The sequence below is a fragment of the Tetragenococcus halophilus genome (assembly GCF_001712815.1).
Taxonomy (GTDB): domain Bacteria; phylum Bacillota; class Bacilli; order Lactobacillales; family Enterococcaceae; genus Tetragenococcus; species Tetragenococcus halophilus.
Window position 1 is genome coordinate 1,610,513 of record NZ_CP012047.1, and the last position, 18,563, is coordinate 1,629,075.

Here is an 18,563-nt window from a genome sequence, read left to right on the forward strand (position 1 = left end):
GACAATGAAAGTGACTACTTCATAAGATTTTTTGCTGACAAAACAACCGAACTATAAAAAGTTTGTTTTACGCTCTAATAGACACACATCGTAATTTTAAGCTAAACAAAACTTATCAAATATAGTTCGGTTCTTTTCTTATGTCACAGCCCTTTATCAGCCTTCTGAATTCAATAAAATTGCAAGTGTTGAAACTAATTCTTCTTTTTTCACTTCAATTTTTGCTTGCGTTTGTTTAAATTTAATACTGACAGCTCCTTCATTGGCTTTATTCCCAACAGTAATACGAACTGGGCAACCAATTAAATCCGCATCAGCAAATTTCACGCCGCTTCTTTCTTGTCTATCATCTACTAAAACTTGATAACCAGCTGCTAACATTATTTCTTCCACGCTATTAGTTAGCGCTGTTTGTTCTTCATCTTCCATATTCATTTGTACAATATGCAAGTCAAAAGGCGCAATCTCTGCTGGCCAATTAATTCCCTCTTCATCGCTATTTTGTTCCACGATGGTCGCTAATAAACGGCTGATTCCCAGCTCATAACACCCCATTTGTACTGGTACATGTTGTCCATTTTCATCTAATACAGCTGTTTTCAATCTTTCACTAAAATAAGTACCGACTTTTATCATACGTCCGACTTCGACACCTTTTTTTAGTTCTAAAGTTCCTAAATTATCAGGTGAGGTATCACCTTCTTGTACTAAACGTAAATCAGCATACTGGTCCACCGGAAAGTCTTTGTCCGGATTGACATTTTTCAAATAAGCATTTTCTTTATTTGCGCCTGCTAAAGCATTTGCCAAATCTTGAACTTGTAAATCTGCATAGATCTTACATTTATCTGGCACATCGACGGGACCTAAATAACTTAGAGATGTTTGAAAATACGCTTGGCTTTGTGTTTCATCAGCAGCAATTAATTGTGCTACTTCCAAATGTTTCTTAATCTTTAGCTCATTTACTTTCTGATCTGCCCGAACTAAAACAAGAACTGGCTTATCATCTGCTAAATAAAGTTGAGTCTTAATTGTTTTTTGCAAAGGAATAGATAAAGCTTGTGCTGCTTCTTCTAGATTTTCTTTTTTTTCAAAAGTAACTTCTTCGATTTCCTTGTTAGGTTCGTGAGATTTTTTTGAAATAAAAGCACTTGTTGCCGCCTGCAAGTCAGATGCATAATTACTTCCCGTTGAAAAAGCGCCAATTTTATCTCCTGACTCTGAAAGAGCCATATATTCAAAAGCATCGGTTTGTTCATCAATTTGACTATCTCCCAATAAACCTTTTACTTTAACGCCTAAACGTTCAAAAATATGTTCAAAGGCATTTTGGTAAGCACGATACATTTCATTTAAACTTTCCTCTGTTGCATGAAAAGAATAGGCATCGCTTAAGATAAATTCGTGGCTGCGCAATAAGCCAAAGCGTGAACGTTTATCATTACGGTATTTAGTAGCGATTTGAAAAAGGGTTAATGGCAATCGTTTATAAGAAGAAATTTCATCACCGATCAATTCACTAATTAGCCCTTCATAAGCAGAGCCTAAGACAAACTCTTTTCCTGTACGATTTTTTAAATTATAAGCTTTATCGTCATAACTAACTTCACTAGTATTTTCTAATAAAGATGACGGTAACAATGTTGGCATTTTGATTTCTACTGAACCAATTTTTTCAAACTCTTCACCAATGATCGCATACATTTTTTTTAATACACGAGTAGCTAAAGGTAAATAAGCGTAAACCCCCCCTGATACTTGTCGAATAAAACCAGCTCTTAACAGCAGCTGTAAATTCTTAGCTTCTGCATCGTTGGGAATTTCTCGCATTGTCGGAATTAAAAGTTTTGATTGTTTCATAATACACTCCTCATTTAAACAACACTTTTCTTTACTATACGAATTTGAAATAACGGCCAATCTGTCTAAATTAAGGGCCTGGGTTTAAAAGAAAAAGCGCTGGATATCATTCCAAGTGACTAATACCATTAATAACATCAACAAACCAAAACCTACTAAGGTAATCATCCCTTCTTTTTCTTCACTAATTGGTTTTCCACGTATAGCTTCGACTATATTAAGTAGTAATTTTCCACCGTCCAAACCAGGAATGGGTAGTAAGTTCACGATACCTAAATTGACTGATATCATAGCGGTCAAAAGTAAGACAGTCATAGCGCCTTGTTGAGCAGCTTGATCAGACATTTGGAAAATAGCAACTGGACCGCCTAATTGATCCAAACTAAAATTAGTTACCAAGTTTCTTAAGGCAGCTAAAATTTGGACAAGCATGTCCCAACTTTCTTTCACACCGCCGACTACTTTGTCCCAAAAACCAGTTTTAAGCGATGCTTGTACGCCCAATTGCCCAATATCTTGATTACCCGATTCTACGCTTTCAGGCGTTGCATCTACAGAAAAAGTTTGGTCATCCCGGTTAACTTCAAGCGATAACTCTTCATCAGGTTGTTGTTGAATCGTTTGTTGCAGTTCAGGCCAACTTGATACTTCTTCTTGGTCGATCGCTACAATTTCATCCCCCGACCTTAAACCGGCTGTTGCTGCTACACCTTCAGGATTTACTTCACCAAGTACTGTTGAGTCTTCATTAGGAACTCCGCCTTGTAAAAATACAATGGCAATGAATAACACAATCGTTAATAAGAAATTATTCATAGGTCCCGCGAAATTTGTCAACATTCTTTGCCATAACTTAGCAGACTGAAACTGTACATCTCTAGGTGCGATACGCAGCTGCGTACCGTCTTCTTCAATAATCATTGCCTCATGATTTACTGAATAGCTTGCTACATTATCTTCATTTCCATTAACAAATCCTGTAATTTCAAGCGCCTCAGTCAAATCATAACGAGTCACTTCTAAAGGGATCGCATTTTCTAACTGTACTTTTGAACTTGTATTGATTTTAATGACTTCGTTATTCTCATTTACTTCCAAAGATACCGGCATTCCAGCTTTTAGTTCTTCTTCATCCTCATAGCCTGCCATCCGAACATAACCACCCATCGGTATGGCTCGTATGGTGTAAGTCGTACCGTCTTTAGCTTGGTGGCTGAATAGCTTAGGACCCATGCCGATAGAAAATTCACGGACTAAAATGCCCGATTTCTTAGCAAAATAAAAATGTCCAAATTCATGTATTACCACAACTACTGAGAAGACGATTAAAAATGTAATCAATGTCTTCATGGTATGTTTCCTCTCTTTCGTCAAAGTATCTCAAAGATTACTCATTATTTTATCATATCTTATGTAATTAACAATCAATGAGATTGATTGTAATAAGAATTTAAAAAAGCATTTCCGATCATTTCGAAAATGCTCAGTAACTTTTCTAATATTAGAATAAGCCAATCAGATGCATAATAGGGAAAACAAACAACATACTATCAAAGCGGTCTAAAACGCCGCCATGCCCTGGTAAAATGTTACCTGAATCTTTCACTTGATAATGTCTTTTAATCGCTGACTCGACTAAATCGCCAAATTGACCGACCGCCGATAAAATGATTGTCCAAAAAAGCATGATAAAAGAACCGTATTCAAAATAAAGGCTTCCTGGATAAATAATCAAAAAGACAATTGCGATAAAAAGTGCGCTTAAAATACCGCCTATAGCACCTTCAACTGTTTTATTAGGAGATATCGCTGGCCAAAGACTTCGTTTACCATATTTTCTTCCTACCATATAAGCACCGATATCAGTAGCCCATACAATAAATAGCCCGAACAAAAGTAGCAATAAACCAGTAGATCTTGCTTCTACAAAATTTTGCAGCCCAACGCCTACATATAAACTAACTAATACAGGAAAACCTGCTTCATCAATAGTATACATATTTTTCGATAACACTGATACCCCTAATAAAAGCATAACAATGAAATAAAATAGGATTAACTTATCCGTTGTATCAGGCAAATACGAAAACCACGGATTATTGGGTAATACTAACACGAGTGCCCCAATAATTGATAAAATCCCTTCAAAACTGATAATTGCTAAGCCTTTCATTCTAAAGAGTTCGTAAACACCCACGACTGCTAGCAAAGCGCCTAATAATTGTACTGAAATTCCACCGAAATCAAAAAAGATAATGGGCAAAAAAAGTACCAAAGCGATAACCGCTGTAATGACCCGTTGTCTCATTTATTTTCCTCCTTGTTTTTCAAACCGCCAAAACGACGATTTCGATGTTGAAAAATTGCAATCGAGTTTTCAAGAGAGGCTTCGCTATAATCCGGCCATAACTCTTTTGTAAATAGTAGCTCGCTATAAGCGATTTGCCACAATAAAAAATTGCTGATACGTTCTTCGCCACTGGTGCGTATGAGAACTTCTGGATCACGAATTTCTTTGGGCAAAAATCCTGTCATCAAGTAGTCAGCGATAAAATCATCATCGATCTGCTCAACTTCAATATTTTTTGCGCTAATATCTGTTGCAATATTTTTTACTGCCGAAACCATTTCTGCACGACTGCCATAATTTAAAGCAAAGTTTAGAATCATTCCTGTATTTTCACTTGTTTGCTTTACCGCTCGATTGACTGCATCTTGTGTATGCGCTGGTAAGACATCATATTCTCCCATTACATTTACACGAACATTTTCTTTCATTAACTCTGGCACAAAAGTATCAAAAAAGTCAACTGGTAATTGCATCAAAAAATTGACTTCTTCTTCAGGCCTTCTCCAATTTTCTGTCGAAAAAGCATAAAGTGTTAACACTTTAACGCCTAAATAAGAAGCATGCTTCGTGATCTTTTTTACTGTTTCCATACCTTCTTTGTGTCCAGCTACCCTGGGCAATCTGCGATTTTGTGCCCAACGTCCATTACCATCCATAATAATTGCTATATGTTTAGGCACAGGTAATTCTGAATCAAAAGTGTACTCTTGTTCTTCTTGAAAAGTTTTATTTTTTTCTGGAAAAAAACGCAACATTGTTTTTATCTCCTAACTTCATTCATCCCTAAATGTATGGGAAAGAAACAAAATTTTATCTTTCTTATTATAACAATAAACAAACTCATTGCCTATAATAATTGAAAATATGATTGAAAATATTAATAGAACAAAAGAATTTTTTAAAAATTACTATCCACTGAAAATAAAAGAAGGTCATCACTAATTTTATAATCCTTGCTCTTTTGCTAGCACAAAGGTTTGTTGTTTTTTTGAGCTATTCCTTCTCATTCAACATAAGCGTTTCTATGTGCTATCTGTTCTTATTCAACATAAGTTTACCGTTTTTATATGCTATCGTTTCTTTTTCGACATCGATTTGCTATTTCCTTTGTATTTATTTCCGATTTTTCATAAAAAAGCAAAATAAAAACAGAACCGGCTAGAGTTCTGTTTTTTTAAAGTAAGATTTACATTTCTAATAATTCGTTTTCCTTATCAGAAGATATATCATCGATATTTTTGATATTTTGATCTGTCAAATCTTGTATATCTTTTTCAGCAGTTCGCAAGTCATCTTCGGTAATGTCGCTATTTTTTTCTTGCTTTTTATATTCATCCATTGCTTCACGACGAGCATTTCTTACCGACACTTTTGCTGTTTCTGCATCTTTACCAACTTCTTTTGCTAATTCTTTCCGACGTTCTTCAGTCAGCTGAGGAATGACTAATCGAACGACTGAACCATCGTTAGTTGGCGTGATGCCAACGTCAGAAGCCAAAATCGATTTTTCAATTTCTTGCAGCATTGTTTTATCAAATGGTTTGATCATCAATACTCGTGCTTCAGGAATGGTAATAGAAGCTAGTTGATTCAACGGTGTTGGCACACCATAATAGACAACATTCACACGATCTAATAAGCTTGCGTTTGCACGACCTGCGCGTATTTGTCCAAGTTGATATTGCAGATTATCTGTAGCTTTTTCCATATTTTCTTTTGCTTGTTGAAAAACTTTATCTGCCATGTGTTATTTCCCCTTTACAGTTGTTCCGATATTTTCACCCATGACGGCGCGCTCGATATTTCCAGCTTTATTTAAATTAAATACTACCACTGGAATATCATTATCCATACTTAAAGAACTTGCGGTTGAATCCATGACTTCCAACCCTTTTGAGATAACTTCTAAATGCGTTAATTCTTCAAATTTAACAGCTGTTTCATCTTCTTTAGGATCTGCTGAATAAACACCATCAACATTATTTTTAGCCATCAAAATAACATCTGCTTTAATCTCAGCAGCGCGCAAGGCAGCTGTAGTATCCGTTGAAAAATAAGGGTTGCCTGTACCCCCAGCGAAAATAACAACTCTTCCTTTTTCAAGATGTCGTTCAGCACGACGACGAATATAAGGTTCAGCCACTTGACGCATTTCAATAGAAGTTTGTACCCGTGTTGGTACACCCACGTTTTCCAAAGTATCTTGTAATGCTAAAGCATTCATCACGGTTGCTAGCATTCCCATATAATCGGCTTGCGCACGTTCCATGCCAACTTGGGCACCAACTTGTCCTCGCCAAATGTTTCCACCGCCAACTATAATAGCTAATTCAACATTTAACTCATAAACCTTTTTTAATTCCTCAGCGATTTTTTGGATCGTTGGCGGATTGATGCCAAAGCCATCTTCGCCAGCTAATGCTTCACCGCTCAATTTTAGTACCACACGTTGATATTTTGGTTTCATCCTCACGATTCCTCCGTAAATTCTCTGTTATCATTGTAGCATATTCATTGTATTTGCGCAGTTGAAAAATTGCGCTTGTTTATTTTTTACTTTAAATAATAACTTTTTATTTTTGAATAATTTTATATACTGTTTTATTTGTGAAATGTTAACACACGGCTCACAAAAAATAGGAGCGCATCTGCATGCGTTCCTATTTTTAAGGAACTAACGATTATTGGTTAGCTTGGCTCTTTACTTCGTCTGCAAAGTTTTCTTCTTTTTTCTCAATACCTTCGCCTACTTCATAGCGAACAAAAGTATTTACTGTAGCATTTTGTCCACTAACATATTTTTCAACTGTCATATCAGGATCTTTTACATAAGGTTGGTCAACTAAGCAAATTTCTGCTTTATATTTGTTCAAACGACCTTCAACCATTTTTTCAACAATTTTTTCAGGTTTACCTTCGTGTTGTGCTTGTTCGGTTAAAATAGATTTTTCATGTTCTAATTCATCTTGTGGAATTTGACTTTCATCGATATAACGAGGATTGATTGCTGCTACGTGCATAGCTATGTTTTTAGCAACTGACTCATCAGTTGTACCATTAACAACAGATAAAACAGCAATACTACCACCCATATGCAAATAAGAACCAAACGCAGCGTTGTCTGTTTTTTCAAGGACTTCAAAACGACGGAAACTGATTTTTTCACCAATCACTTGCGTTGCTTCAATTAAAGCTGCTTCAATATTGCCATTAGAAGTTTTTAATTTCATTGCTTCGTCCATATCAGCTGGTTTGTTTTTTGCAACAACTTCGGCAATTTCTTTTACTAGATTTTGGAATTTTTCGTTTTTAGAAACAAAGTCAGTTTCTGAGTTTACTTCGACAATAGCAGCCGTGTTTCCTGCAACAGCAACAGAAGCTAGTCCTTCAGCTGCCACGCGGTCACTCTTTTTAGCCGCTTTAGCCATTCCTTTTTCACGCAAAGAGTCTACAGCTTTTTCCATATCGCCTTCAACTTCTACTAGTGCTTTTTTAGCATCCATCATACCGACGCCTGTTTTATCACGTAATTCTTTTACTAATTTTGCTGAAATATTAGCCATTTATTTATTCCTCCTGCTTCATTTGTATAATATTTTTGAAAAAAAGCTGTTTCAAAGGAGAGTGCAGCTTTTCGCCCAGCCTTTGAAACAGCCCCGCTATTCAATCTTATTCAGCTGATTGATTATTACCTTCGACTACATCTACCATTTCTTCAAGTGAAGGAGCGTTTTCTGCAGTTACATTTTCTTCGTCTACAAAATCTTCTTCTGCGACTTCGTCTTCACCTTGATTACCTTCAATCAATGCATCAGCCATTTTTGAAGTAATCAACTTAACGGCACGAATTGCATCATCATTAGAAGGGATAACAACATCAATTTCATCTGGGTCACAGTTAGTATCAACCATTGCAACAATTGGGATACTCAATTTATGCGCTTCTTGAACAGCAATACGTTCTTTTCTAGGATCTACGATGTAAATAACATCTGGGATTCTAGGCATATCAGCAATACCACCCAAGAATTTTTCCAAACGTTCACGTTCTTTATTCAATCCTACAACTTCTTTTTTAGGAAGCACATCAAAAGTACCATCTTCTTCCATACGGTTGATATCTTTTAGGCGTGTCACGCGTTTTTGAATTGTTTGCCAGTTCGTTAAAGTTCCACCTAACCAACGATGGTTAACGTAGTATTGTCCTGCACGGATTGCTTCATCTTTTATTGAATCTTGTGCTTGTTTTTTAGTACCTACAAATAGCGCAACGCCACCTTCTTCAGCGACCTCTCTCATATATTCATAAGCTGCATCTACTAACTTAACTGTTTTTTGCAAGTCAATGATGTAGATACCATTTCTTTCTGTGAAGATATATTTCTTCATCTTCGGATTCCAGCGACGTGTTTGGTGACCAAAATGTACGCCGGCTTCTAGTAATTGTTTCATACTTAATACTGCCATTTTAATTCCTCCATGTGGTTTTATTTTCCTCTCCTATCGATCGTCTCATTGAAGAACTGAACAATATCAGCACCACTTCGCTGATCACGATAAGATGTGGATTTAGTCTCTTTTCAGAAACCTTAAACAGTATACTATAATTTCACTATTTTTTCAACTATTTATTCTTAATCTAGCTAAACTTCTAGCGCTTGTGGAAAAGCTAGAAACTTAGGCCTGGACAAGCATTTAAGCTTAAATCCGCTAGGTTATGTTTATTAAACTCAGTTTGTCCTGCTGCTGCGATCATCGCCGCATTATCCCCACATAAACGTAAGCTTGGAATGATTAGAGTAGAATGAGGTAATTGTTCTGCTACTTTTTGTTTCATTGTTTCGCGCAAACCTTGATTAGCAGCTACCCCTCCTGCTAACACCAACTGTTTAACAGGATACGCCTTAGCAGCATGTATTGTTTTTTTGACCAGCACTTCAACCACACTTGCTTGAAAACTAGCAGCTAAATCTTCTTGCGATAATGTTTCCTGACGTTGCTGGGCATTGTGAACAAGATTAATAAACGCACTTTTTAGTCCGCTAAAACTAAAGTCAAAGTTATCTTCTTGTAACATCGCACGAGGAAAATGATAATGATCTTTTCCTAAATGAGCTAACTGGTCAATTTCTTTACCACTTGGATAACTCAAATTCAGCACCCTTCCAACTTTATCATAAGCTTCTCCTGCTGCGTCATCTCTGGTTTCTCCGATAATTTCATAAGAAGCGTCTTCTTTCATATAAACTAATTCTGTGTGTCCTCCACTGACAACTAAAGCTAGTAAAGGAAACTGCAATTCTTCTTCAAAACACGCAGCATAAATATGTCCTGCAATATGATTTACTGGAATTAAGGGCAAATGATTAGCCCAAGCAAAAGCCTTAGCTGCCTGTACGCCAATTAACAAAGCGCCCACTAAACCTGGTCCATAAGTTACAGCCACAGCTGTTAAATCTTTTTTATCTATTTGTGCTTCTTGCAGGGCTTCATCAATACACAGGGTAATCTGTTCTACATGGTGACGGCTGGCAACTTCTGGAACCACGCCACCGAAACGTTTGTGACTTTTAATCTGTGAAGCTACAATATTGCTTAAAATCGTTTGACCATCTTTAACAATAGCAACACTTGTTTCATCACAGCTACTTTCAATACCTAATATCAATTCGCTCATTATCTTTTTCTGGCCTCACTTTTTTTACCATGACTAACGCGTCTTCTACCGGTTTTGAATAATATCCGGTTCTATGGCCTGTCTTATTAAAACCATTTTTTAAATACAAATTTTGAGCCGCCTGATTGGATACTCTTACTTCTAAGAAAATTTGCTCCACCTGTTCAGCTAAAGCTATTTGATTTAAATGATGCAATAAAAGATGTCCATAACCTTTTCCTTGTTCATCGGGTGAAATCGCCAGATTAAAGACTTCCATTTCATCCAAAAACTGATGATAACAAAGATAGGCTACAATCTCTTCATCTTCAAGGATCAGATACCCACAATGCTTATTGCGAATTTCTGCTTCAAATTGTTCTTTTGTCCAGGGAGAGCCTGCAGCAAAACTTTTACTAGACAACACAAATAGCTGCTGCGCTAATTTTTTTGGCGGAAAAAAACATTCATTAATTAAACGCATCACTTAACCTTCTTTACCATAAAAAGTGCGTCTTCATTTCCTATTCTATAATAATTTGCCATTCTTTTTTTAGCCTCATATCCTAGTTTACGATACAATCTTTTGGCATCGATATTACTTATCCGCACTTCTAATGAAATTGTCTGACAATGCTGTCTATAACCAAAAGCCTCAACTTCTTTTAGCAAAAATGAAGCAATACCTTTTTTTTGAAAATCTGGATGTATGGCTATATGTGTAATATGTAAGTCATCTAAAGAAGCTCGGCTACCGACAAAACCAATAATCTTATTTTGATATAAGACACACAAATACAAATGAGCATAACGTGAATACAATTCTGCTAAAAAAGCACTACGTGTCCAAGGAAGCTCGCCGGCATAAACCGTCCGCTCTAATTGGAGTAGTTCTTTAATATCTTCTGTGCTCATTTCACGTATTATAAATTTTTTGTCCGCAATTTCTTGTTCATGCGTGACATAACGTTCTTTGTGATGAAAAGTTGAAAACGCAGATCTAAATTTTTTCAACATAATTTTGCACCCCATTTTGATGCGTTTTTAACCATTTTTCTTCGGCTTCTACACGTTTCAGATAATTCGGTAAAAATTGATGAATATCGCGAACAGGGCTTTCGTCTTGCGCTAATTGGCTAAGCACTACGCCATTAGGATAGTCCCATTGTGTAATCGAGTTAATCTTTGCCAAAGGAAGTTTTTCAGCAATCTGCGTCTGAAATTTTTTTACATCAGCGCCCACAAAGCGACATGGTTGATCTTTTAACTGACCCAATAAGTGCTCAAGGGAAATATGCTGATCTTCTAAGATATTTATTAGTTTACGGTCTTTCCATTGATAAACTCCAGCATAAACATTTTCTCTACGCGCATCAAAAAGCGGGACAATCCAATCATGTTCATTGATACAATTGGCCGCAATCGTTTTTAAGCTTGAAATACCTACCAAATCTATAGACAAGGTATTTGCTAATGTTTTTGCTGTTGTTACACCAATGCGCAAGCCTGTGTAAGACCCCGGTCCTTGCGCAACTGCGATACGGTCCAAATCAGCAGGTGTTAGGCCCACACTTTCCATTAAAAAATCTATCGCTGGCATCAACGTTTTACTGTGTGTTTTATTCACCATCGTTTGTAATTGACCTAAAATTTCCCGATCTTCCATAATAGCAACTGCCATCGTCGGATTAGATGTATCCATTGCCAGTACTTTCATTTCTCTGTTCCCTTCTTTTAAAATCCTTACATATTTTATCATGAATTTGTAAAAGAAACTAGGATTGACAACCCAAGATGAAAGGAAAACACTATTTGTCCATAAATGACTTAAAAAAATAAATTAATTTTTTATTAATGCAATTTTAATATATTAACAGAAACTGTTTTGGTGGCTTTTCCAAAACTTATATGTTATTTTTTAATTAATTATAAAGCGCATTCACTAGCGGTTATTCAAAAGAAATCGTTAAAATTATATTATAAACGTATTATTTTTAATTTATCATTTTTCTTATTTAGTAACCCTGTTTTGTTAGAAAGTCTTATAAAAAAAGAAAGGCGGAAAATAATATGAGACAAAAGAAAAAATTTTTATTCAGTATCTTTATCAGTCTCATTTTTTTATTTTTAAGTGGTTTTAGTTTTTTCAATCGTTCCGAGGATAAGCAGAAAGTAGAGATTGAATTTTTTAATCAAAAATCAGAAATTGCTGAAGGGTTGCGCCATGCTGGTAAGTCTTTTGAAAAAGAGCATCCTAATGTAAAAGTCACCATTACTACTGTAACCTCAAGAGATGGTGGTGCTGCATTATTGTCAAAGTTTATCTCAGGGAATGCTCCCACAATGATGATGTTGGGTGGTTTACCAGATATTGATTTTTACAAAGATTATCTACTTGAAATGAGCGATCTCAAACTTACAGACGAAATGCTCCCACAACTTCTAGGAGCTGGAACGTTAGATGATGAGATTTTAGCATTACCTATGGGGATTGAAGGTTTTGGTTTTATGTATAATAAAGAAATTTTTGCTAAAGCTGGTATTGATCCAAAAAAAATACAGAATTTTGCTGATTTCAAGCAAGTTGTTGAGACATTGGATGATAAAAAAGAAGAACTGGGCTTAGCTGAAGTATTTGCTTATGAAGGAGAAGACGAAAATGTAGCTAACCATTTTTTTGCCAACTTTGCAGCTTCGGAATTTGACGATGACAACAATGTCGCCTTTAACGCCAAAGAACTAAATTGGAAAAATGGCGATCGTATGAAAGAATATACCGATTTAATCAATCAACACACCGTACAACCAGTAGTTACCATGACTAATCCCCATTCTGTAGAAGATTTATTTTTTAATGATGAAGTCGCTATGATTCATCAGGGAAATTGGATTGTTCCTGCTTTAGATGATATGGACCCTTCCTTCGTCCAAGAAAAATTAGGGATTTTACCGGTGTTTGCTGATGATGACTTACCAGGAAGAAATGTCGCTGGTTCCAATTGGGTGATCGGTATTAACAAAACAAAATCTAAAGATGAAACACAAGCAGCGGTTGAATTTTTGAATTTCTTATATACAAGCGAAAAAGGAAAAGAAATCGTCTCTGACGAATTTCAATTAGTTCCGCCGACAAAAGATGTGGATATTGATGACATTTCTGCACCAGTCTCTCGCCAATTATATCAAGAAGTTTTAGACGATACAGCTGCGCCTATGACTTACAAACAAGAGCCTTATGGTTTTTTACGAGCCTCCTTAGCGCCTAATTTCCAAAAATATCTCGCCGGTCAGCTTTCCTGGGAAGAATTAACAAAGCGAACCTCAGCTGATTTCAAACAAATGAGACAAGTGCAAACTGTTGATTAACTCATTATTTTTGCAGGAGATGATGTCAATGAACCATTACAAGCACATGAAAAAAACTTATTGGCTTTTTTTAGCACCCGTGTTAATTACTTTATTTCTCGTTATCGTTCTGCCATTTATTTACGGTATTTATACCTCATTTACCAATTCTAATGGCTTAACGATGTCCTTTATTGGCCTGACAAACTATAAACAGTTATTTAGCGATCAACGCTTTTTAGAGAGTATGAATATTACCTTTTGGTTTTCGATTTTTTCAGTTATTTTAGTCAACATTATCGGACTAGGTCTTGGCTTATTAGTAACAACGATTCAGGGGAAATTTGCCACCTTTTTACGAACCACTTTCTTTGTTCCTAATTTAATCGGTGGTGTCATTTTAGGATTTATCTGGCAATTTATTTTCATCCAAGCTTTTTCTGCTATTGGAAGTACAACTGGTATCCCTTTTTTTGACAACTGGCTAGCAACTAGCGTTTCTGGCTTTTGGGCACTAGTCATTGTCTTTGTATGGCAAATGAGCGGCTATGTCATGCTGATTTATATTTCATTTTTAACTTCAATTAGTCAAACCGTACTTGATTCAGCCAAAATGGATGGTGCCAATGCTTGGCAAATGTTTTGGTATATCAAATTTCCGACAGTAGCTCCCGCTTTTACTATTAGTCTATTTTAACATTAACAAATGCTTTTCGACTTTACGACTTAAACTTAACTTTAACAAATGGTGGGCCTTTTGGTTCCACAGAAATGTTAGCAATGAACATTTATAACACAGCTTTTCAAGAATATAGCCAAGGATATGCCCAAGCAAAGGGTGTAATATTCTTTATTATTGTAACGATCGTAACAGTGATTCAATTGAATTTAACTAGAAAGCGAGAGATGGATATATGAAAAAACAACTCGATTTCAATAAATTACTAGTTATTATTTTAGCTATCGTATTATCACTTAGTTGGTTATATCCTTTCTTTTTAATTTTCATTAATTCATTTAAAACACGTACCGAGATTTTGTCTAACGTTATTGGTTTACCTGAAGAAATCACACTTGCTAACTACCCCAATGCATTTCAGGCTATGAATTATGTATCAGGTTTTGGCAATTCAGTGATTATCACTGTGGCTAGTGTAGGTTTAACAGTATTATTTAGCGCCATGGCGGCTTATGTATTGCATCGTCGCGACTCAAAATTAAGCACCTTCATTTACTACTTTTGTGGGGTTACAATGTTGATCCCCTTTCAAGCGATCATGATTCCTTTAATCAACCTTTTTGGACAAATCAATTTATTGAACCGTACAGGCTTAACTATCATGAATATTGGCTTTTCGGTCAGTTTATCGGTTTATCTTTATTACGGCGCTATGCGTAGTATTTCAACGGATTTGGATGATGCAGCAAACATTGACGGCGCAAATCGTATAAGTATTTTCTTTCGCGTAATCTTACCCATTTTAAAACCTACCACTGTAACTGTTATTATTTTAAATGGAATGAAAATATGGAACGACTATCTATTACCTTCATTAGTGGTTAATCAGCAGGGAATGCGTACATTACCGTTAGAATTATATTCATTTTTCGGTGAATTCACCACGCAGTGGGAACTAGCATTAACCGGCTTATTATTGGCGATTATTCCAGTGATTCTCCTCTTCATTTCTTTACAAAAATACTTTATTGCTGGGATAAGCGAGGGTTCTTTAAAAATGTAGTCACTAGTATCGAATAGTTTTTACTTAAAAATAGCGCTAATAAACAAAATTTATCAAATTTGCTTATTAACGCTATTATTTTTCCTTCATTTCTGTTTCATCACAGTTGATTGTCGTAATATCAATTCAGTCTCAACTGTAATTTTACGAGCAACAGGTGCTGTTTCTTTGGCTAATTCTAGCATAGTCGTTACCGCTAGTTCTCCTATCCATTCTGTATAAACGCGAATAGTAGAAAGCGCTGGATTCACATATTTCGATACGCTCAAATCGTTGAATGCGATTAGCGAAATATCTTCTGGAATTGAAAATCCTCGTTCGTTGATAGCACGCATCGCCCCTATAGCTAATGCATCACTAGAAACAAATAAAGCTGTGGGTATATCCCGTGTTGAGACCAGGTAATCTTTCATCGCTTGGTAACCACCCGCAACAGTAAAACTGCCTTCAATATGATACTTTTCTTGATACATTTTTAGTTGTTGCAATTGTTCCTTAAAAAATTTCAATCGAAGATCTTTAATCTGGTGTTGGCTTTCTTTAGTATATTCAATTCCTGAAAGAATCCCAATCTTTTGGTGCCTTTCACGGATAAAATGATCAATGGCTAACTCGACGCCTTGCTCAAAATCAATCACAATCGCATTATGTCCCGAAATTGTTCCAGTAGAATCTACAAATAGTAATGTTTCAGCGTGTTTTTCGAGTTCTTTCACTTGATTTTGGTCAAATTTCCCAAGGGCAATCGTCGCTTGTACATTCGTCTCAGATAACTGCTCTAGTGGTTCTTTAAGTAATTGAACATTTAATTCTTCTGCTTTTTTTTCAATGCCCAAACGAATCGCTAAATAGTATAGATCTTCTAGTTCCTCTTCCTTGTTATACCACTGTACTAAACGTATCGTCAGTTGTGTGTTTTGCTTCTGCTTATATTTTGTATAGTTTAACCTTTCAGCTACTTCAAAAATTTCTTTTTTCGTAGATTCTCCTACAGATAACTGGGGGTCATAATTTAAAACTCGTGAAACTGTAGCAGGAGAAACTCCTGCTTTATCTGCTATATCTTTAATAGTTGCCAAAGTTTCCCCTCCTTGAAGTAGATAACATCCAAATTAGCGAGTAAGACAAGTATCGATAAAACGTTTAAAACCTGCTTGCCCTTGTTCATCTCTTTTGAATACACCGGCATCTTCTAATACCCGTTTGAATACTTGACCAAGCTCTTTTTGAATGACTTCATTGACATTTTCCTTTGTTAACTGATGATTCATTTTAATAGAATCAGCCCACTTTTTATGATAAGAAGCCATTTTATTTTCTTCTTCTAATAAATATTTTTCTACTTCTTCTAGTTCAGTTTTCAAACGTGGCGGTAGTATAGCTAATCCCATCACTTCAATTAAACCAATATTTTCCTGTTTAATATGTTGAACATCTTTATGTGGATGGAAAATACCATCAGGATGTTTTTCAGAAACATTGTTATCCCGCAGGACAATATCCATTTCGAAAAAATCCTCTTTTTTTCTAGCAATAGGTGTTACCGTATGATGCAGTGTACCGTCTTGTGAATAGGCAGAAATATCTAATGATTCATCTGAATAAACCGTCCACTTGGCAAAAATCTCATGCGCAGCTCTTGCCAGCTCTGCTTTATTTTTACTTTGCAAACGAATCACAGACATCGGCCACTTTACAATTCCTGCAGTAACATCAGGGAATTTATTTAAAGAAAAAGAAAATTCAATCGGTGCTTTATCCATGGCAAAAGTATGACGGCCGCCTTGATAATGATCATGAGAAAGGATTGAACCTCCTACAATCGGTAGATCAGCGTTAGAACCCATAAAGTAATGAGGTAGAACTTCAATAATTTTTAACAATCGGTCAAAGGTCTGTTTCGTAATTTCCATAGGCCGATGTTTTTCTGACAAAACAATACAGTGCTCATTATAATAAGCATAAGGAGAATATTGAAAACCCCAAGATTCTCCATCTAAATTCATCCGGATAATCCGATGATTCGTCCTAGCAGGAAAGTTAGCGCGCCCCTTATAACCTTCATTTTCCATACATAATTGACACTGAGGATAATTTCCTTGTGCCGTATTTTTTTCTAAGGCAATTTGTTTAGGATCTTTTTCAGGTTTGGATAAATTAATGGTGATTTCTAAGCTGCCGTACTCCGTTTCTACTGGAAAATCAATATTTTTAGCTATCGCACGAGTTTTTACATAGTCATTCGTTTTACACAAATCGTAAAAATAATCCGTAGCCTCTTTAGGACCTTTGGCATAGTATTGCGCAAAAAAGGCATTCACAACTGACGGTGGTGGCGTTAAAAAATCCATTAATTGCGAGGCGAAGGTTTCTTGTTCCGAAAGGGATTCCCCAACTATATGGTTATTTTTAGCTACTTCGACTAACTCGTCCATTAATTGTGTCGAGCTTTTAGAGGATGAACGATTCTCAGCTTCTTCAAACTCTGTTTCACCAATCATACCCAAAATACGATTTTGTAAATAGATGCGATCCATTTCCATCCAACCACCGGATGCAATAGCTAAGGTTGCAAAGTCGGAAATTGTTTGACTGATCATTCTTTTTCCTCCTCTTCATAGCCATTTGTATGATTTACATGCCAATCCCAAGCAGTTTCGATAATTTTTTTCACACTAGTATATTGGGGCTGCCAGCCTAAAACCCTTTTGGCTCTGTCACTAGCAGCAACTAAAGTAGCAGGATCACCTGCACGTCTAGGGGCCACTTTAGCCGGAATTTGTTTGTTTGTTACTTCTCTAGCCGCTTCTAGCATTTGTTTTACAGAATAACCTGAATTACTTCCTAGGTTAAAGATATTACTTGGATTTCCCGCTCTTAAGTATTCCAAAGCTAAAATGTGAGCTGCTATCAAATCTTCTACATGGACATAATCTCTCACACAAGTTCCATCTGCAGTGTCATAGTCATCACCAAAAATGGCTAATTGCTCTCTTTGTCCTAAAGCTACTTCTAAAATAATAGGAATCAAGTGCGTCTCTGGTCGATGATCTTCTCCGATAGAAGCATCTTTTTTAGCTCCAGCAACGTTAAAATAACGCAAGGCAACAAATTTTATTCCATAGGCTTCATCACACCAGCGCATCATTTTTTCCATCATTAATTTACTTTCTCCGTAAGGATTTTTAGGATTAGCTGGGGTTTCTTCAGTAATCGGATCTTCTTCTGGTTCTCCATAAGTTGCTGCTGTTGAAGAAAAGACAATATTTTTCACATTAAATTCTTGCATAACTTCTAATACTATTTCAGTTCCTGAAACATTATTATTAAAATATTTTAACGGATCTTCTACAGATTCACCTACCAAAGAACTAGCAGCAAAATGAATGACTCCTTCAATATCTTCTTTTGCAAATACTTCGCTGACAAAAGCTTTATCGCGGATATCTCCTTGATAAAAGTGAGCTTCAGGGTGAATTGCAGCTTGATGTCCTGTTAATAAATTATCAATAACAGCCACTTTATACTCCTGGTTAATTAACTGATCAACGGCGTGCGAGCCAATATAACCCGCGCCGCCTAATACTAAAATTGTCATACGATTCTC

At 36.1% G+C, this 18,563-nt stretch carries 17 protein-coding genes and 1 pseudogene; 3 read left to right on the forward strand and 15 right to left on the reverse strand.

Features of this window, described 5'->3' with window-relative positions; translation table 11 throughout:
• Positions 1-156: 156 nt before the first annotated feature.
• The 12 genes from AC806_RS07595 to tsaB all read right to left on the reverse strand — a co-directional run bounded on the left by AC806_RS07595 (position 157) and on the right by tsaB (position 11,586).
• Complete coding sequence (locus tag AC806_RS07595; RefSeq protein ID WP_069029107.1) at positions 157-1,863, reverse strand: proline--tRNA ligase; 1,707 nt, start codon at positions 1,861-1,863, stop codon at positions 157-159.
• Positions 1,864-1,947: 84 nt separating this feature from the next.
• The gene (gene rseP, locus AC806_RS07600; RefSeq protein ID WP_061840602.1) at positions 1,948-3,213 is read right to left on the reverse strand and encodes an RIP metalloprotease RseP; all 1,266 of its coding nucleotides are present in this window, start codon (positions 3,211-3,213) and stop codon (positions 1,948-1,950) included.
• Positions 3,214-3,364: 151 nt separating this feature from the next.
• On the reverse strand, positions 3,365-4,171 hold the full coding sequence (locus tag AC806_RS07605; RefSeq protein ID WP_014125331.1) for a phosphatidate cytidylyltransferase: 807 nt from the start codon (positions 4,169-4,171) through the stop codon (positions 3,365-3,367).
• The gene (locus AC806_RS07610; protein WP_014125332.1) at positions 4,168-4,968 is read right to left on the reverse strand and encodes an isoprenyl transferase; all 801 of its coding nucleotides are present in this window, start codon (positions 4,966-4,968) and stop codon (positions 4,168-4,170) included. Before AC806_RS07610 ends, AC806_RS07605 begins: the two co-directional genes overlap by 4 nt.
• Before the next feature lie 431 nt (positions 4,969-5,399).
• On the reverse strand, positions 5,400-5,957 hold the full coding sequence (gene frr, locus AC806_RS07615) for a ribosome recycling factor (protein ID WP_014125333.1): 558 nt from the start codon (positions 5,955-5,957) through the stop codon (positions 5,400-5,402).
• A gap of 3 nt (positions 5,958-5,960) precedes the next feature.
• Positions 5,961-6,680 (reverse strand): UMP kinase, encoded by a 720-nt coding sequence (gene pyrH, locus AC806_RS07620; RefSeq protein WP_041591846.1) that lies wholly within the window; start codon positions 6,678-6,680, stop codon positions 5,961-5,963.
• A gap of 214 nt (positions 6,681-6,894) precedes the next feature.
• Entirely contained in the window at positions 6,895-7,776 is an 882-nt protein-coding gene (gene tsf / locus AC806_RS07625) for a translation elongation factor Ts (RefSeq protein WP_014125335.1), read from the reverse strand.
• Positions 7,777-7,882: 106 nt separating this feature from the next.
• Positions 7,883-8,680, reverse strand: a complete 798-nt coding sequence (gene rpsB / locus AC806_RS07630; RefSeq protein ID WP_061840606.1) for a 30S ribosomal protein S2 — start codon at positions 8,678-8,680, stop codon at positions 7,883-7,885.
• A gap of 202 nt (positions 8,681-8,882) precedes the next feature.
• Positions 8,883-9,890, reverse strand: coding sequence for a tRNA (adenosine(37)-N6)-threonylcarbamoyltransferase complex transferase subunit TsaD (gene tsaD, locus AC806_RS07635; protein WP_069029108.1), 1,008 nt, complete (start codon positions 9,888-9,890; stop codon positions 8,883-8,885).
• Positions 9,865-10,353: a ribosomal protein S18-alanine N-acetyltransferase gene (gene rimI / locus AC806_RS07640; RefSeq protein ID WP_061840610.1), complete on the reverse strand. Its 489-nt coding sequence runs from the start codon at positions 10,351-10,353 to the stop codon at positions 9,865-9,867. Before rimI (AC806_RS07640) ends, tsaD begins: the two co-directional genes overlap by 26 nt.
• The gene (rimI, locus tag AC806_RS07645) at positions 10,353-10,886 is read right to left on the reverse strand and encodes a ribosomal protein S18-alanine N-acetyltransferase (RefSeq protein WP_014125339.1); all 534 of its coding nucleotides are present in this window, start codon (positions 10,884-10,886) and stop codon (positions 10,353-10,355) included. The genes rimI (AC806_RS07640) and rimI (AC806_RS07645) overlap by 1 nt, the downstream gene beginning before the upstream one ends.
• Positions 10,870-11,586 (reverse strand): tRNA (adenosine(37)-N6)-threonylcarbamoyltransferase complex dimerization subunit type 1 TsaB, encoded by a 717-nt coding sequence (gene tsaB / locus AC806_RS07650; protein ID WP_069029109.1) that lies wholly within the window; start codon positions 11,584-11,586, stop codon positions 10,870-10,872. Before tsaB ends, rimI (AC806_RS07645) begins: the two co-directional genes overlap by 17 nt.
• Positions 11,587-11,939: 353 nt before the next feature.
• Here tsaB and AC806_RS07655 point away from each other — a divergent pair, with 353 nt between their 5' ends.
• From AC806_RS07655 to AC806_RS07665, 3 genes and pseudogenes are all read left to right on the forward strand, one after another.
• Complete coding sequence (locus AC806_RS07655) at positions 11,940-13,235, forward strand: ABC transporter substrate-binding protein (RefSeq protein ID WP_069029110.1); 1,296 nt, start codon at positions 11,940-11,942, stop codon at positions 13,233-13,235.
• 28 nt (positions 13,236-13,263) lie between these two features.
• A pseudogene (locus AC806_RS07660) lies at positions 13,264-14,132 on the forward strand (carbohydrate ABC transporter permease).
• Positions 14,129-14,956 (forward strand): carbohydrate ABC transporter permease, encoded by an 828-nt coding sequence (locus AC806_RS07665; protein WP_014125344.1) that lies wholly within the window; start codon positions 14,129-14,131, stop codon positions 14,954-14,956. Before AC806_RS07660 ends, AC806_RS07665 begins: the two are co-directional and overlap by 4 nt.
• Before the next feature lie 86 nt (positions 14,957-15,042).
• Here AC806_RS07665 and AC806_RS07670 read toward each other — a convergent pair whose 3' ends face one another.
• The 3 genes from AC806_RS07670 to galE are packed head-to-tail and all read right to left on the reverse strand — an operon-like array spanning position 15,043 to position 18,554.
• Positions 15,043-16,035 (reverse strand): LacI family DNA-binding transcriptional regulator, encoded by a 993-nt coding sequence (locus AC806_RS07670; RefSeq protein ID WP_061840616.1) that lies wholly within the window; start codon positions 16,033-16,035, stop codon positions 15,043-15,045.
• Between the two features lie 33 nt (positions 16,036-16,068).
• Positions 16,069-17,556: a UDP-glucose--hexose-1-phosphate uridylyltransferase gene (gene galT / locus AC806_RS07675; RefSeq protein WP_061840617.1), complete on the reverse strand. Its 1,488-nt coding sequence runs from the start codon at positions 17,554-17,556 to the stop codon at positions 16,069-16,071.
• Positions 17,553-18,554, reverse strand: coding sequence for a UDP-glucose 4-epimerase GalE (gene galE, locus AC806_RS07680; RefSeq protein ID WP_061840618.1), 1,002 nt, complete (start codon positions 18,552-18,554; stop codon positions 17,553-17,555). The genes galT and galE overlap by 4 nt, the downstream gene beginning before the upstream one ends.
• Positions 18,555-18,563: the final 9 nt, after the last annotated feature.

What these genes read in the sequence shown, in the direction of transcription:
- AC806_RS07595 (WP_069029107.1), bottom strand. Translation starts at nt 1,863, where the DNA reads ATGAAACAATCAAAACTTTTAATTCCGACAATGCGAGAAATTCCCAAC.
- rseP (WP_061840602.1), bottom strand. Translation starts at nt 3,213, where the DNA reads ATGAAGACATTGATTACATTTTTAATCGTCTTCTCAGTAGTTGTGGTA.
- AC806_RS07605 (WP_014125331.1), bottom strand. Translation starts at nt 4,171, where the DNA reads ATGAGACAACGGGTCATTACAGCGGTTATCGCTTTGGTACTTTTTTTG.
- AC806_RS07610 (WP_014125332.1), bottom strand. Translation starts at nt 4,968, where the DNA reads ATGTTGCGTTTTTTTCCAGAAAAAAATAAAACTTTTCAAGAAGAACAA.
- frr (WP_014125333.1), bottom strand. Translation starts at nt 5,957, where the DNA reads ATGGCAGATAAAGTTTTTCAACAAGCAAAAGAAAATATGGAAAAAGCT.
- pyrH (WP_041591846.1), bottom strand. Translation starts at nt 6,680, where the DNA reads ATGAAACCAAAATATCAACGTGTGGTACTAAAATTGAGCGGTGAAGCA.
- tsf (WP_014125335.1), bottom strand. Translation starts at nt 7,776, where the DNA reads ATGGCTAATATTTCAGCAAAATTAGTAAAAGAATTACGTGATAAAACA.
- rpsB (WP_061840606.1), bottom strand. Translation starts at nt 8,680, where the DNA reads ATGGCAGTATTAAGTATGAAACAATTACTAGAAGCCGGCGTACATTTT.
- tsaD (WP_069029108.1), bottom strand. Translation starts at nt 9,890, where the DNA reads ATGAGCGAATTGATATTAGGTATTGAAAGTAGCTGTGATGAAACAAGT.
- rimI (WP_061840610.1), bottom strand. Translation starts at nt 10,353, where the DNA reads ATGCGTTTAATTAATGAATGTTTTTTTCCGCCAAAAAAATTAGCGCAG.
- rimI (WP_014125339.1), bottom strand. Translation starts at nt 10,886, where the DNA reads ATGTTGAAAAAATTTAGATCTGCGTTTTCAACTTTTCATCACAAAGAA.
- tsaB (WP_069029109.1), bottom strand. Translation starts at nt 11,586, where the DNA reads ATGAAAGTACTGGCAATGGATACATCTAATCCGACGATGGCAGTTGCT.
- AC806_RS07655 (WP_069029110.1), top strand. Translation starts at nt 11,940, where the DNA reads ATGAGACAAAAGAAAAAATTTTTATTCAGTATCTTTATCAGTCTCATT.
- AC806_RS07665 (WP_014125344.1), top strand. Translation starts at nt 14,129, where the DNA reads ATGAAAAAACAACTCGATTTCAATAAATTACTAGTTATTATTTTAGCT.
- galT (WP_061840617.1), bottom strand. Translation starts at nt 17,556, where the DNA reads ATGATCAGTCAAACAATTTCCGACTTTGCAACCTTAGCTATTGCATCC.
- galE (WP_061840618.1), bottom strand. Translation starts at nt 18,554, where the DNA reads ATGACAATTTTAGTATTAGGCGGCGCGGGTTATATTGGCTCGCACGCC.